The sequence below is a fragment of the Pseudoalteromonas luteoviolacea genome, assembly GCF_001750165.1.
GTDB lineage: Bacteria > Pseudomonadota > Gammaproteobacteria > Enterobacterales > Alteromonadaceae > Pseudoalteromonas > Pseudoalteromonas luteoviolacea_G.
On the sequence record NZ_CP015411.1, the window covers coordinates 4168010 to 4182950 of the forward strand.

At 42.1% G+C, this 14941-nt stretch carries 13 protein-coding genes; 8 read left to right on the top strand and 5 right to left on the bottom strand.

Annotated elements, in window-relative coordinates; genetic code table 11:
* The first annotated feature begins 705 nt into the window (after positions 1-705).
* The 3 genes from S4054249_RS17925 (at position 706) to S4054249_RS17935 (ending at position 3730) form a co-directional block, all read left to right on the top strand.
* Positions 706-942, top strand: coding sequence for a helix-turn-helix transcriptional regulator (locus tag S4054249_RS17925; RefSeq protein ID WP_046356138.1), 237 nt, complete (start codon positions 706-708; stop codon positions 940-942).
* Positions 943-1244: 302 nt separating this feature from the next.
* Positions 1245-2504, top strand: a complete 1260-nt coding sequence (locus tag S4054249_RS17930) for a hypothetical protein (RefSeq protein WP_046356137.1) — start codon at positions 1245-1247, stop codon at positions 2502-2504.
* A 152-nt stretch (positions 2505-2656) separates the two neighbouring features.
* Complete coding sequence (locus S4054249_RS17935) at positions 2657-3730, top strand: PAS domain-containing protein (RefSeq protein WP_046356136.1); 1074 nt, start codon at positions 2657-2659, stop codon at positions 3728-3730.
* A gap of 47 nt (positions 3731-3777) precedes the next feature.
* Here S4054249_RS17935 and S4054249_RS17940 read toward each other — a convergent pair whose 3' ends face one another.
* Positions 3778-4266 (bottom strand): Spy/CpxP family protein refolding chaperone, encoded by a 489-nt coding sequence (locus S4054249_RS17940; RefSeq protein ID WP_046356135.1) that lies wholly within the window; start codon positions 4264-4266, stop codon positions 3778-3780.
* 332 nt (positions 4267-4598) lie between these two features.
* On the opposite strand from S4054249_RS17940, the gene S4054249_RS17945 reads away from it, so the two are divergent.
* From S4054249_RS17945 to S4054249_RS17955, 3 genes are read left to right on the top strand one after another with little or no spacing between them, the layout of a single operon-like run.
* Positions 4599-5285: a response regulator gene (locus tag S4054249_RS17945; protein ID WP_046356134.1), complete on the top strand. Its 687-nt coding sequence runs from the start codon at positions 4599-4601 to the stop codon at positions 5283-5285.
* Position 5286: 1 nt separating this feature from the next.
* Positions 5287-6657: an ATP-binding protein gene (locus tag S4054249_RS17950; RefSeq protein WP_046356133.1), complete on the top strand. Its 1371-nt coding sequence runs from the start codon at positions 5287-5289 to the stop codon at positions 6655-6657.
* Entirely contained in the window at positions 6657-7610 is a 954-nt protein-coding gene (locus S4054249_RS17955; RefSeq protein ID WP_046356132.1) for an alpha/beta fold hydrolase, read from the top strand. Before S4054249_RS17950 ends, S4054249_RS17955 begins: the two co-directional genes overlap by 1 nt.
* Here S4054249_RS17955 and S4054249_RS17960 read toward each other — a convergent pair.
* The gene (locus tag S4054249_RS17960) at positions 7565-8395 is read right to left on the bottom strand and encodes a cation diffusion facilitator family transporter (RefSeq protein WP_046356163.1); all 831 of its coding nucleotides are present in this window, start codon (positions 8393-8395) and stop codon (positions 7565-7567) included. The two genes, S4054249_RS17955 and S4054249_RS17960, sit on opposite strands and share 46 nt — an antisense overlap.
* 335 nt (positions 8396-8730) lie before the next feature.
* Between S4054249_RS17960 and trmL the strand changes: the two genes are divergently transcribed.
* Positions 8731-9195 (top strand): tRNA (uridine(34)/cytosine(34)/5-carboxymethylaminomethyluridine(34)-2'-O)-methyltransferase TrmL, encoded by a 465-nt coding sequence (gene trmL / locus S4054249_RS17965; protein WP_023398897.1) that lies wholly within the window; start codon positions 8731-8733, stop codon positions 9193-9195.
* 107 nt (positions 9196-9302) lie between these two features.
* Here the strand turns inward: trmL and recA are convergent, their stop codons facing one another.
* Positions 9303-10352 carry a recombinase RecA gene (gene recA, locus S4054249_RS17970; RefSeq protein WP_039608348.1) on the bottom strand — a complete coding sequence of 350 codons (1050 nt, stop codon included), beginning with the start codon at positions 10350-10352 and terminating at the stop codon, positions 9303-9305.
* A 65-nt stretch (positions 10353-10417) separates the two neighbouring features.
* A complete protein-coding gene (locus S4054249_RS17975) occupies positions 10418-10909 on the bottom strand; it encodes a CinA family protein (RefSeq protein ID WP_046356131.1) in 492 nt (163 codons plus the stop codon).
* Positions 10910-10931: 22 nt separating this feature from the next.
* Here S4054249_RS17975 and mutS point away from each other — a divergent pair, with 22 nt between their 5' ends.
* Positions 10932-13514, top strand: a complete 2583-nt coding sequence (gene mutS / locus S4054249_RS17980; RefSeq protein WP_046356130.1) for a DNA mismatch repair protein MutS — start codon at positions 10932-10934, stop codon at positions 13512-13514.
* A 49-nt stretch (positions 13515-13563) separates the two neighbouring features.
* Here mutS and S4054249_RS17985 read toward each other — a convergent pair whose 3' ends face one another.
* A complete protein-coding gene (locus S4054249_RS17985) occupies positions 13564-14829 on the bottom strand; it encodes an outer membrane protein transport protein (protein ID WP_046356129.1) in 1266 nt (421 codons plus the stop codon).
* Positions 14830-14941: the final 112 nt, after the last annotated feature.

The window sequence follows — 14941 nt, forward strand, 5'->3', positions numbered from 1 at the left end:
GTGGTTGTCAAAAAAACAGCCACGCTCATGACGACTGGAAATCAACTCATACCCCAAATTATCGTCACTCACTTCCTTAAAGATCAAAGACCAGCGAACACTCATCAATTAATCACCAATTCGCAATAATTACTTTTCTATATAAACAACCCCATGCACCAGATGTAATTTCATCAATTTAGAAAACACCTTTTACAAAGCGCCTTAAAAAACTCACTAAAAATTAAAATAATCATTATTAAATCGAATATAATCATAACGATACGATTTACATGTCGCGCTATAAAGCTCATAAAAATAGCCAGGTGTACATTTAACAATTGGGCAATTTGGTAAATTATGAGGAAATTAATACCCAGTCAAACATGAAAATGAGGGAAAAATTTTACCCTATGAAACATTTCATATTGTTGAATGAACAATAGACAGTATTAATTTTATGTGATAAAAGTTTGTGAAAATTACAATTTATATACGAGCTTAGTATTGTAGTTGTCGGTTTTAAGCTCGTATCAATGAAATATTGTCAATGCATGTAGATTATCTATAAGCGCATCATATGTTAGCTAAATAAAACACAATAAAGCACAGCATTAACTTGTTACTGAACAGATACGATAGATAACCAATCACACATGCTATTTAAGGTCGTCTTTTTAAAGTGTTGTAAAAATGTAACGGAATAGATGTTAAAAGGAACAGGAAATGGTAGATTTTTTTGCAAGGTACATCACAGGTGATGATCTGAGGGCATTGCGTAAGAAAAAAGGGGTAACAACCGCAATCATGGCAAAGCATTTAGGCGTTTGCCGAAAAACTTATGAAAATTGGGAGCGGGATGTAGGCCAACCTAAGTTAAATCAGTTTTTTGCGATTTGTGCTTTCTGTTCTATAGATTTAAGCGAGTTAATATCCAAAATAAGAAGCCACCAAAGCTCTTAATCAAAAGCATTATCATCAAACTCTGACAATAGGTTCTGCTATTCAGAAGAGCCTATTTTCAGGCACCCTCTCCCTGTGTTCTCCCCTTTTGAATATTTAGCAACTGCCAAGACTTACTTTGATACTGGCTCACCCCCCCTTTAATTGCGATTATGTTTCATGTTGATAAAGATTCATGTTTATAAAGTCAAATTAAAACATAACCTTACACTCATTGAATAAACCAGTTCGTTTCCTCGCCTTGCATTTTTCTCTGATCCTTATCAATTTAAATTCGATACAACAAGATAAGGATAATTACTATGTTAAAACACACAATCACCCATATGCTGCTTATGCTTTGTTTCATGCTAATAAGTATGAGTACCAGTGCTGAAGAATATGCCGTCGGTGTCACATATTTCACAGCCACAGATTACAGTCGTACTGAGAACCTTACTCCCAACAACGCTGACTATCGAGATATATTAATCAAGATTTGGTACCCAACCACCACGCTCTCTCCCTCAACAAGCTATCTTCATTTTCATACGGAGCAATTTCCCTACGCTACTGCAACACCCACAGATAATCACTTTCAGCTTCACCAGTATTTACAAACACTCCCCTTCGAGTTGAATAAAAACGCCCCTTTGGCGCAAAGCTCATCTCCCTTTCCCATTGTCATGTATTCACATGGTTACCAATCAACAGTGGAGGACAAAGAGATCCTCATGATAGAACTGGCTAAAAAAGGCTATATCGTAGTAAGTGTCGGCCACCCACATCATGCTCAATTTGTCACCTTAAGTAATGAGCAAAGTGCCACTTATGACCAAGATGCACGCGCCAACGACTTTTACATCAGTGAATTGGCTGATGTTAACTTTGATGAATTGGTTGCGAAACTTGACTCTCTGGCAGGTATTGATCTCAATGATGAACAAGTAGAACGTGTATATCAGTTAATGAGTTGGACTGAAGGCGATCGCAAGGGACTCGATTTATGGGTGGCAGACATGCATTTTGCATTGGATCAACTTACACGTCTTCAATATGGGCAATACTGGGGTATGCATTATGTCGGTGAGCACCTAAAAACATTTAAAGGCCAGCTAGACCTGTCTCAATTAGCCGCAATTGGACTCTCATTTGGTGGCCCAACCGTTGCAGCTTTTTGTCACCAGGTATATCAATGTAAAGGGGCAATAAACTTCGATGGATTGCATTTTAATTTGTCTCCCACTATGCCATCACTAAAGCCTTATTTAATGATGCATTCTGAGTTGCCTCTCAATGGCGATTACAGCGTTGTATTCAAACAACAGGCTGCCGATACATATATGCTTCAAATTGACGGTGCTCTGCATTGGGATTTTTCAGACTACCCTTATGTATTTCCATTTGACCGCAATAGGCCTTTCCTAGGCAGTATAGATCCTTTCCTTGTCACTGATATTGTTAACTCCATCAGTTTGAAGTTTATCGATGTCTATCTAAAAGAAGCCGCCACTAAAACAGAGCTTACTGAGTTGTTAGAAAGCTATGCGCCCGTGCGATTTAAGCACAAGCTAGACAACTAACATATAAGTTAGCACATTACCCATCACTTCTTTGTTGCCCCCTCATATTAAAGGGGGCATGCTCATTACATTTACACTGGCTATTTTTTGGCATTTTTACTGTTCCAGACAATACTTAAATCCTAAACATACGCCACATAATAGGCCAACTCATGCCAAGCCAAGCAAAAGACATGGAAGAAATGCTGTTTTTTAGCCAAATGCTCAATGAATGCTCTCCTCTTGAACTGCTAAAGCAAGTTCTGATGCATTCGCACCATGCCATCGTCATCACTGACGCAGATGCCAGTGCAGGCTACCGGATCATCTACGCCAATCCTGTTTTTTGCCGCCATACAGGTTATGAATTAGCGGAGCTTGTTGGCATGTCTCCACGCATATTACAGGGGCCCAAAAGCAATAAACGTATCATTGAGAAATTAACCCCCGCATTAAAAGAGCATGGCTTTTTTTATGGCGCATCAATTAACTATCGCAAAGACGGCAGCATGTACCCAGTTGAGTGGAACATCTCTGAAATCAAAAATGAGCAAGGGGAAGTCACACACTACATGTCGATGCAAAAAGACCTCAGTAATTTTCATCGCCTTGCCAAACAAGTTAAAAAGAGCAATGAAAACTTTAAGGACTTTTATCTATCAACCACTCAAAAAGATAAATCCCATGAAAACAAAGCGGTGTTGGATTCCCTTAAAGACAACCAGAAAATCTATGCCGGTGGCCTAAGGAATGAAGAAAATGCCGATTTATTTGAAGATGCTTTTTTTGACTTTTCTCCAGATGAAATGGGCGCTTTAGGGAATAAGGTAGACAAAGGCGAGCTCAGCGCCGAAGATTTTTGGCAAGAAAACCCAATTGATGATGAGGACGTATCCTCATTAGTTGAATCAATTCAAGAAGTTGATGTTGAGCTTGGTCTATTGCAATCACAAGGACAAAGTAAAGAGCGCCTAGAAAACATTGCAAACGGCTTTAAAGAAGTTGCCAACAACCTCTATTTTTGTGTTGAGTTCAACGACGGAGCCTTGATCATCGATGAAGTCGCCAATGTACTAATGACATTAGAAGAAAATTACGAATTCCCTGTTGATGTGTTGGTGACTTTTAATAAGGAAGTATACGAGTGGTTAGACGGTGCCGTCATCACTAAAAATGCAGAAAACATATTTGAAGGCGAAAACAATACCATCGCTGCTGGTAATCAATTACTGCTTTTTTTAAAGTAAAACAAAAGGGCTGAGTAAACGATACCAGCCCTCACCAAATTGACTTATTAATTGTCATTTTGATGGTACTTTCTCGCCATCAGCTTACGTTTTCTTTTAGCAATTTTATTGCGCTGTTCATCAGTAAGAATATGATGGATGGCGTGTCTTGCCTCCAATATTGTCAACATAAAAGCTTGTTTTTTAGGTGAGCGCTCTTCTAACAAAAGCTGTGCTTGTGTTTTATCGAATGTATCCGCTTCAATGATGGCTTTAAATGCCTCACGAGGTTTAGCTGGATATGCCTCTTTCAAATTTTCTAGTTGCGCTTTATAAGTGGCAAATACGGCTTTGAGTTCTGTTTGCTGCGTTTGTGTCAATTCAAGATGACGAATCGCCTTGTCAGACAATAACCGCTTTTCTAAATGAGCAAATGGCTTCATGTGATGACGCTTTGCTTTTTGCTCATGTGTTGTTGCTTCACTGGCGAAAGTCGCGTGTGGGATCACTCCAACACTGATACAACTTACTAGTAAAAGGCTGGCTAATTTATTCATCAAGGTATCTCCGGTTGATTGTATTAATGCGAAAAGTCGCTCTTACTCCTTTTAACTGAGAGCGCCTTGTATTCATGTCAGGATGAACTTTAGCAAGCCTAAAGAAAAGCAACGTCAAGCTAACGTAAAGTTTTGTCAAAAGTGATAACAAAGCATCTCAGAACTCTATTTTCCCCAAAAATGTGCAAATATTATTGAAATGATGAAAACTCATTAAGATCCACGCCAGTCATAAGTTCAGCGTGTTTTAGCGTAAAGAAGTGTAAATTCGATTCGAAGCCCCTTATAGTTAAGTACAATAACCACACGAGATAACTGAAAAAGAAGTCATCATGAGTACGTCAATTCTTATCATCGACGATGACCAGTCACTTTGCGAATTACTGACAGAATACCTAGAGACAGAGCAATTTAATGTCGAGTGTAAATTTGATGGTGAACAAGGCTTAAATAGCGCACTCATGAACACATATGGTGTCATCTTGCTAGACGTAATGATGCCCAAAAAAGATGGCTTTGAAGTATTAAAGTCATTGCGACTTGAAAAGATGACCCCCGTGATTATGCTTACTGCGAAAGGGGATGACTTTGACAGAATATTTGGACTAGAGTTAGGCGCTGATGACTACATTCCTAAACCTTTCAATCACCGGGAATTGCTTGCACGGATCAAAGCCATCACGCGCAGAGTCGCCCATCTCAATCAACACAACACGTCCCTACAACTTGAGTTCAATGGTCTAGTACTCGATATAGCGTCGAGAAGTGCGAGTCTGAACAATCATGAAATCCCTTTAACAGGCACAGAATATGAAGTGCTATATCAGCTCATGAAATCAGCAGGTGAAATCGTCAGTAAACAAACCCTATGTCAAAGTGTATTAGGACGTCCTTTAGTCGCTTACGACCGTTCCGTTGATATGCATGTCAGTAATGTTAGAAAAAAATTAGCGACACACAGTGAACATACGTTTATTAAAACATTACGAGGGTCAGGATATATTTTCCTAACGGCATAATATGAAGAAGTTTTTAGCAATCAAAGTGTTCTTTTGGTTCTGGTTAACCATCTTGTGTACTTTATCTCTGTTGATTAGTGTGAGCTTGTTACAGCCTGATACATTGGCCACTAAAGACATTTCCCCTCCAATGCTCAAAAACTTATTTCACTTGCAAAGATCAATTGAACGCCACGCTGAGCGCTTACCTGAAAAGTCCATTGAACACATTATTTCAAATCGCAGGCATGGTAAACGCGCAAAGGTCTACCTCAAACATGTAGAATCAGAAAAAAGCTTAGTCAGTAACCCTGAGCTTTATAACTATGATTTAGCGCTTTTAAATTTTGCATTAGACGGAGAGCCCAAAGCCATTAATACCGATAAATTTCGCGCATATGGTCCTTTAAAAGTGCGTATTCGCGATAATGACTTTCAGTTGTTTATGATTTTGGATAACCGAGAAGGCGACTTGTTTCTTAAAGTTAGACTGATGCCACAGTGGTTAAAGCTCGCCATCATTTTATTTGCCAGTATGTGTCTAAGTTACTGGTTTGCCAGAGGACTGCTTAAGCCAATTAAGCAACTACAAACGGCCGCAGCCAAACTTGCCCGTGGAGAGCTTAATACACGCGCTAACGTAGATATACACCGCCAAGACGAGCTTGGGCAATTAGGAAAAGACTTTGATTTGATGGCCTCGCAATTAGAGTCCCAAGTACTTAGCCAAAAACGCCTAATTGCCGATATCTCTCATGAGTTGCGCTCTCCTCTTACCCGTTTGCAGATGGCCACAGGCATCGCATCCAGCAAAGCCAGTGGTGATCTAGATAGCTACTTACAGAGGATCGAAAAAGAGTCTCAGCTCCTTGAACATATGCTCAGTGATATTTTACAGCTCTCCAAATTGGAGTCTGGTATCAATCACTTCGCACCACACCCTATATCAATTATTGATTTGCTCGCGCCTGTTATCAATGATGCGGACTTTGAATGCCAGCAGCTAAAAAAGACCTTAAGTACTAATGAACTGCCGGATGCCATGATTGATGGGGATGAAATCTTACTCAGCAGAGCAATTGAAAACATTGTTAGAAATGCACTTAAATATGCCAACAATCAAATCACCGTCACTTGCATGACCTCAAATCAAACATTGATCATCAAGGTATCCGATGATGGCCCTGGTGTCAGCGATGACATGCTAGATAAGCTATGTATTCCATTTTATCGAGCCTCCCAATCAAGGACACCGCAAAATGATAGCGCAGGCGGGTTTGGCCTTGGCTTGGCGATTGCACAACACGCGATAAAAGTGCATCATGGCCACATCGAATTTGAAAATCAGCAAGGTCTGCATGTGACCTTAACGATCCCATTACAACAACCTTAATGTTTTATAGTCACAGTGCATCCCTTAATGATAACCAGCCAGCGATAGAGCAACATTGGCAAACTGGTACGAAAGGCCATATCAGCACACAATTTGGTCATGTGTTTTACTTTCGTCATATCCCAGCACAAGCAAAGTACACACTTGTGCTGGTTAATGGCAGGATAGAAAGCGCATATAAATATAGGGAGCTCCTTTGGGAGCTAGCTCAAAACAATATTGGTGTTGTGACCTTTGATCATCTTGGACAGGGCTACTCTGATCGCCTATTAGCTAATAGGCAAATTGGCCATATTCATTGCTTTAAACAATACAGCGACGTACTTAGCCTCATTATCGCAGAGCAAGTTACGCCTCACACTGATAAATGGCTTTTTTTAGCCCACTCAATGGGTGGTGCTATCGTGCGTCATTATCTCGAAAAGACACCAAATACAGACGCTAAAGGGGTATTTCTCAGCGCACCAATGTTTGAGATACACACAGCCCCCTACCCAATTTGGTTTGCTAAATGGGTGGCAAAAGCCGCTTGCATGCTGGGTAAAGCAAAGGACTTTGCAATAGGCCAGCAGCCCTATCAGCCTAAACCATTTGAAGAGAATGAACTCACTGGGTGTGATGAACGATATCAAGCATTCAGAGCACAATATGAACAACACAGTGAGCTGCAACTTGGCGGTGTGAGTTTTGGCTGGCTAAATGCAGCCCTTTCTGAAACCAGTAAAAAAAGGCAGCCTATTTCACTGCCAATCAGCATCGCTAGCGCCGAGCATGACAGTATCGTCAATAGCCAAGCGCACTTCGAGTTTGCATCACAGCAAACGCTTTGTAAGATAAAAAGCTACGCAGGCAAACATGAACTGCTTTGTGAAGAAGACACAATTAGACGTGCCGTGCTGACGCAATGCTACGAATTTGCAGACTCAGTGACACTTAAAGAAACAGGATCTTGATGCACAAGGACATCGATTTCTCCTTCACTGTTGGCTTGGATCCTTGCAACAACGTCATCTGCAATTTGATGTGCCTCCATCAAGGGCATATCGTCATCCAGTTCTAGATGCAGTTGTACAAACTTGATTTTACCACCTTGACGTGTTCTTAAATTATGCACGCCATATACTGCTGCGTGCGAGGTAGCAATCGCTACTATTTCAGCTTTTTCTTCTTCTGGTAACTCTTTATCCATCAAGTGATCAGCACTTTCTCGAGCAATGCCCCAACAGTTATAAAGTAGGTATAATGCAACGCCAATGGCAAATACCGGATCTGCCCAACCAATACTGTAGTGGCTCAACATCATAGCAATGAGCACTGCAATATTGAGCAATATATCACCCTTATAATGCATTGAATCTGCTTTAATGGCCAAAGACTGCGTGCGCTTCACAACTTGGTGTTGAACTGCAACAACCAATAAAGTGCAAATAATTGCAAATATACTCACCCAAACACCAAGCAAACTTTGATTGATTTCTACCGGGTTAAACAAACGCTCAATACCATGAAAAGCGAGTAAACACGCAGAACCAGAAATAAACGCGGCTTGACCAAGCCCCGCCAATGCCTCTGCTTTTCCGTGGCCAAATCTATGGTCATCATCCGCAGGGCGAAGCGCATAACTCAATACAAAAAAGCTCATCAGTGAAGCGGTCACGTCCAACATGGAGTCAGTTAATGAGCCCAACATGGCGGCACTACCCGATGAAAGCCACGCCCAAGCCTTTGCAGCGATCATCACACCAGCCATTATGATGGTGAAAATACTTGAAAAACGCACTAATGCGTCATAATCTCGCGCCACTCTTCCCCCTTAATAACGCAGGTGACTACCTTCTCATCATACGACAGTTCAGCCAATAGGTAGAAACTTTGTGTCAAAAAACAGGTATCTACCCTATTTCAGTGTCAGATATTTACCTACCTAACTGACATAATCAATATTTAAATAGACTGCTCTACAAGACAAGAATTAATTAAAAAACTTATCACGGCCCGAGAACCTATTCATATTGTCTAGTTGCACAACGCCCAATAAGCTATACTGCGCTCAAATTGAGTTAGAGGTTAATCATGTTAGACATCGTTTTATATCAACCTGAGATCCCACCAAATACGGGCAACATTATCCGTTTATGTGCCAACACAGGCTATTCATTACACTTGATTGAGCCACTGGGATTTGACTGGGATGACAAACGTGTAAGGCGTGCAGGACTGGATTACCATGAATTCAGTGAAGTTAAGCGTTACCCGTCTTACGAAGCATATTTAGAACAGCGCAAGCCTAAACGTGTATTTGCATGCACAACCAAAGGCAAAGCTTATCACCATGCACCAAAATACCAAGCCGGTGATACATTGTTGTTTGGACCAGAAACGCGTGGTCTGCCCGAGGAAATTATTTTTTCTCTACCAGAAGAGCAAAGACTAAGAATTCCAATGAAACCAGATAGCCGCAGTATGAACTTATCTAACGCAGTATCAGTATTCGTTTATGAGTCTTGGCGTCAGTTTGATTTTGATGGCGCGGTATAAAACACCTAACCAAAAATTGAATTCATGCTTTTTATCGGAATATAAGAATTAAAAAAGCCGCTGTGTAAGCGGCTTTTTACTCTAGATTATTCGCTAGATGAGAAGAGTTATAGCTTGTCTTCTACCTCTGCAAGGCCTTTATCTTCGCCTTCTTCATCTTTAATGGTTGCTTGAAGTAATAACATTTCACGTAGCTTGCCTTCAATCTCGTCAGCAATTGCCACGTTTTCTTTCAAGAACTTGATTGAGTTCGCTTTACCTTGACCAATCTTATTGCCATTGTAGCTGAACCAAGCACCAGCTTTGTCGACTAGTTTGTGCTTAACACCTAAGTCAATTAGCTCACCCTGCTTAGATGACCCTTCACCATACATGATGATGAATTCCGCTTGCTTAAATGGAGGTGCAACCTTGTTTTTAACAACCTTAACGCGTGTTTCGTTACCAACGACCTCATCACCCTCTTTCACAGAGCCGATACGACGGATATCTAAACGTACTGATGAATAGAACTTAAGCGCGTTACCACCAGTAGTTGTTTCAGGGTTACCAAACATTACACCAATTTTCATACGAATTTGGTTAATGAAGATACATAGTGTATTTGAACGTTTGATATTACCCGTTAACTTACGTAGTGCTTGTGACATCAAACGCGCCTGAAGACCAACGTGAGAGTCACCCATGTCACCTTCGATTTCCGCTTTAGGTGTTAAGGCAGCTACCGAGTCCACAACAACAACGTCTACAGCACCTGAGCGTACGAGCATGTCACAGATCTCAAGCGCCTGCTCACCAGTGTCAGGTTGAGATACTAATAAGTCATCAACATTTACACCTAGCTTTTCAGCATATACTGGGTCAAGTGCGTGCTCTGCATCTACGAACGCACAAGTTTTGCCCATTTTTTGTGCTTGTGCAATGGTCTGTAACGTTAGAGTTGTTTTACCTGATGACTCAGGACCATAAATTTCTACAATACGACCAGTTGGCAGACCACCGATACCCAAAGCAATATCCAGTCCCAATGAACCAGTTGACACTGACTCGATGTCTAAAGCTTGGCTATCACCCAGCTTCATGATTGATCCTTTACCAAATTGACGCTCAATTTGCGACAATGCAGCATCTAATGCTTTTTGTTTGTTATCGTTCATCTGTTTCTCCAATCTAGCGTAATGCGAACAAGTATACTGTATAGAATTACAGTATCAAGAGCCTTTTACTGTTTTATTAAAGAAATTATTTTTTCCAAAATAAATTCAATAGCTTGCAATCTAACTTCCGCTCGCCCTTCAGGAAATACTTGCATAAATGTATGTGTATTTCCCTGTATATCTATTGCAAACCATACAGTACCAACAGGTTTTTCTTTACTGCCGCCACTTGGCCCTGCAATACCAGATACCGATATCGCAATATCTGCTTTACCCGCAACTCTTGCTCCTGCGGCCATCTCAATCACTGTCTGCTCACTGACCGCGCCATATTGAGCAAGCGTTTGCTCTGATACGCCCAGTAATTCATGCTTCGCCTCATTACTGTATGTGACAAAGCAACGATCGATATAGGCAGAGCTTCCCGGCGTATCTGTGAGCGCATAACTAATTCCACCACCAGTACAAGACTCAGCGGTAGTGATCACGAAGCTTTTATTCGTTAGAATAGCGCCCAATTGTGCCGCTAGTGCGGCGATTTTAGTGTGTATTTCCATACAAAAAACCTTAGGTAGAAGCATGTCATTAGATCTTTATTCTGAACATACTATAAAGCAACAAACACCTATGATGCAGCAGTATCTTAGGATCAAAGCCCAACATCAAGAGATCCTGCTATTCTACCGTATGGGTGATTTTTACGAATTATTTTTCGATGATGCCATTCGCGCCGCACAACTACTCGACATTTCGCAAACACATCGTGGCAAAGCGGGTGGTAATCCCATTCCAATGGCGGGTGTACCCTATCACGCCGTAGAGAACTACCTTGCACGGTTGGTGCAAATGGGTGAGTCGGTTGCGATTTGTGAGCAAGTTGGTGACCCAGCCACCAGTAAAGGCCCCGTTGAGCGCAAGGTTGTGCGTATTGTCACACCTGGTACCGTCACTGATGAAGCCCTATTACAAGAGCGCCAAGACAACCTGCTTGCTGCTGTATGGCAAGACAAAAGCAAATACGGTGTTGCCTATTTAGATATCAACTCTGGACGCTTTAATATTGTAGAGCTGGCAACTGATGAAGCACTGATGTCAACGTTACAGCGCTTGCAACCAGCTGAATTGCTCTACCCTGAGTCATTCCAAAATTTAATCGTGCTTGAGCAAGTCAAAGGCTGCCGTCGTCGCCCAGATTGGGAGTTTGACTTAGATACAGCTAAGCACTTGCTTTGCCAACAATTTGGCACCAAAGACCTTATCGGGTTTGGTGTCGAAGGTGCCTCTACAGGGTTAATCGCAGCTGGGTGTGTCATGCAATATGTCAAAGATACGCAGCGTACAGCACTGCCACATATCAGAGCCATTACCTTAGAAAAAAATGAACACGCTGTGATTTTAGATGCGGCAACACGTAAAAACCTTGAACTCACAGTCAATTTATCTGGTTCTATCGATAACACCCTTGCTCAAGTACTCGATAAAACAGCGACGCCTATGGGATCACGTTTACTTAAGCGCCGTATCCATACACCGGTTCGTGACAGACATGAGCTTAATGCGCGCCTAAACGCTATCTCAAGCATACTCGACATGCATTTAGGCCTAGAGCTGTATGATGCGCTGCGTCAAATTGGCGATATTGAGCGCGTCGTTGCAAGGCTTGCGCTGTGTAACGCAAGACCACGAGATTTAACCCGTCTTCGCAGTGCACTGCAAGCACTACCACCACTGCACCAGCTATTAAATGAAAGTGGTGATGCGCGTATCCAACAAATCAAAGCGCAATCGCCAGAACTTCCTCATTTACAAGATTTACTCGAGCGCGCAATCATCGACAACCCGCCAGTACTGATAAGAGACGGTGGCGTTATTGCCACAGGCTACAATGCAGAGCTGGATGAATGGCGAGCACTCAGTGAAGGGGCAACAGACGTTTTAGAGCAGCTGGAAGAACGTGAACGCGAACGTACTGGTATCAGTACTTTAAAAATCGGTTACAATAAGGTACATGGTTTTTATATTGAGATCAGCAAAGGCAACGCGCACCTTGCGCCACCTGAGTACATTAGACGCCAAACACTAAAAAATAATGAACGCTATATCATACCTGAGTTAAAAGAACACGAAGATAAAGTACTGGGCAGTCAATCCAAAGCGCTGGCGCTTGAAAAGCAGCTATATGAGCAATTATTTGAATTAATCGCACCATATCTTGAGCAACTGCAAACAATGGCCGCAGCACTGGCTGACTTAGATGTATTGAATACATTAGCAGAGCGTGCTCAGACTCTGGATTATTGTAAACCAGAACTCACGTCAAGCGATGAAATCAATATTCAAGCAGGTCGCCACCCTGTGGTAGAACAAGTCAGTAGTGAGCCCTTTATTGCAAACCCAGTGCACTTGAGCAATGACAGAAAAATGCTGCTGATCACAGGTCCAAATATGGGCGGTAAATCAACCTATATGCGCCAAACCGCACTGATTGTTTTAATGGCACATATTGGTAGTTTTGTCCCTGCAAGCCACGCGCAAATTGGTCAAATTGATAGGATCTTTACCCGTATTGGCGCAAGTGATGATCTTGCCTCTGGACGCTCAACCTTCATGGTTGAAATGACTGAAACCGCCACCATACTCAACAACGCAACTGAGCAGTCTTTGGTATTAATGGATGAAATTGGTCGAGGCACCAGTACATACGATGGCCTATCACTAGCCTACGCAACAGCTGACTACTTGGCGAATAAAATCTCTGCCAAGACATTATTTGCAACGCATTACTTCGAACTCACTGAGCTGGCAGAGCAACAATCAGGCCTTGTTAATGTGCATCTAGATGCAGTTGAGCACAATGACACCATTGCATTCAAACATACCGTACTTGATGGCGCGGCGAGTAAAAGCTTTGGCTTGCAAGTCGCTGGCCTTGCCGGTGTGCCAAAAGCGGTTATCAAGTTAGCCAAACAAAAGCTGACCTTGCTGGAGCAACACCAAAGCGTCGTAGAGGGTGTGCAGCCGACAGCACTACCTCAACAACAGAGCTTAATACTCAATGCTGAACCTTCTGAAGTAGAACTGCTGTTGGAGTCTATTGACCCTGATGAACTAACGCCAAAGCAAGCACATGCTTTGCTTTATCAGCTAAAAGATAAGCTATAACAAAAAGGGCTGCACCATCGCAGCCCTTTTTCTTGCACTTGGTCGCGCTTTAAAGTGTATGGTTGTATTGCAAACCGAATACTGAAGCATGGCCTTTTGATTTAAAGCCCCACTCGCTGCCAAAGTTATCTTTTTCAACAAAGCGCTGCGTTTTACCTCGAATGATACTCACACCAACATCTAAACTTGACTGCGCAGTTAACTGGTATTCTGCGCCAAATGAGTACCAAATACGATCTGTATCAGGGATTGAAATAGACATGTGATTTTCATCTGCTGGTGACTCATCATACGCAAAACCGGCACGTAACTTGAGTGCTTCGCTCCACTGATGATCAGCACCAATTGAGTAACGCAGTGAATTACTGAAGTTCTCATCCTTTGTAAATACAGTGCCAATATTTTCTACATTAGCTGCAAGTGTTTGGAAACTTTTCCAACCTGTCCATAAAATGCTGTAGTGTAGCGCTGTTTGCTTATCAAGTGTATGCGAGCCAGATACTTCAGCGATTGCAGGTAATGTGATAGCCACACTTCCAGCTAAAGCTTGACCAGCGGTGCCATTAAAAGGCGCGACTGCCGGTAACTGATTACTGAAAGTACCTTTAAATGTAATGTCCGTTTCACTTCGGTAATGAAAACCAAAGCGATTGTCTTCGTCAATGTTAAACACGGCCCCCACATTCCAACCAAAACCGCTATCATCACCTTCTAAGTTTACAACCTCAGTGTCACTGGGGACGCCAAGCGTATTTACACCAACGTTTCTGAGAATTTTAGCGTCAGCATATACATGATTTAGCCCCACCGCTAAAGTCCACTGTTCATTGATTTGGTATGACGCAGCTACACCTGTATTGATAGTAACAATTTCAGTCTCACCTGCAATTTGGCCCGCAACATAGTCATCTTCAAACTCTGTGGCCAAGCCAAATTGAGAATACATCCCCCCCCCAATAGACCATTTATCGTTAATCTGGGTCGTGATGAATGCACTCGGTACCACCGCACTCGGTGCAATACTGTCATTATCCAATGCTGATACGGGTACACCATTGTTAGTACTTGTCCCCTGCAAACTCACATCAGGTTTAACATACATAGCAGACACACTTATCTGAGTGCCCTCTAGTTTATTCATCAATGCAGGGTTGCGAGAAACCACAGATGCATCATCCGCAACACTGGCCTCACCCGCGTACGCTCTGCCTAAACCTGATACATTTTGCTCAGCTAACTGAAATGCAGCAGCCCAACTCTGCGTTGATGTGATCACTGCACCAGCACCTATCAGTGCAACCATAATTCTGTTCATTCTTGCCTCTTTAATTCTAACTGCAATAAAATTAATGGCTCGACACACTACAGAAAACAGAATTAAAAATCTTCAACTTTGACACTTTTAACCCACTAATAGCGCAAAATTA

Bases quoted from the DNA above. Each gene is read 5' to 3' on its own strand.
- S4054249_RS17925 (WP_046356138.1), top strand. From the start codon at position 706: ATGGTAGATTTTTTTGCAAGGTACATCACAGGTGATGATCTGAGGGCA.
- S4054249_RS17930 (WP_046356137.1), top strand. From the start codon at position 1,245: ATGTTAAAACACACAATCACCCATATGCTGCTTATGCTTTGTTTCATG.
- S4054249_RS17935 (WP_046356136.1), top strand. From the start codon at position 2,657: ATGCCAAGCCAAGCAAAAGACATGGAAGAAATGCTGTTTTTTAGCCAA.
- S4054249_RS17940 (WP_046356135.1), bottom strand. From the start codon at position 4,266: ATGAATAAATTAGCCAGCCTTTTACTAGTAAGTTGTATCAGTGTTGGA.
- S4054249_RS17945 (WP_046356134.1), top strand. From the start codon at position 4,599: ATGAGTACGTCAATTCTTATCATCGACGATGACCAGTCACTTTGCGAA.
- S4054249_RS17950 (WP_046356133.1), top strand. From the start codon at position 5,287: ATGAAGAAGTTTTTAGCAATCAAAGTGTTCTTTTGGTTCTGGTTAACC.
- S4054249_RS17955 (WP_046356132.1), top strand. From the start codon at position 6,657: ATGTTTTATAGTCACAGTGCATCCCTTAATGATAACCAGCCAGCGATA.
- S4054249_RS17960 (WP_046356163.1), bottom strand. From the start codon at position 8,395: ATGATCGCTGCAAAGGCTTGGGCGTGGCTTTCATCGGGTAGTGCCGCC.
- trmL (WP_023398897.1), top strand. From the start codon at position 8,731: ATGTTAGACATCGTTTTATATCAACCTGAGATCCCACCAAATACGGGC.
- recA (WP_039608348.1), bottom strand. From the start codon at position 10,352: ATGAACGATAACAAACAAAAAGCATTAGATGCTGCATTGTCGCAAATT.
- S4054249_RS17975 (WP_046356131.1), bottom strand. From the start codon at position 10,909: ATGGAAATACACACTAAAATCGCCGCACTAGCGGCACAATTGGGCGCT.
- mutS (WP_046356130.1), top strand. From the start codon at position 10,932: ATGTCATTAGATCTTTATTCTGAACATACTATAAAGCAACAAACACCT.
- S4054249_RS17985 (WP_046356129.1), bottom strand. From the start codon at position 14,829: ATGAACAGAATTATGGTTGCACTGATAGGTGCTGGTGCAGTGATCACA.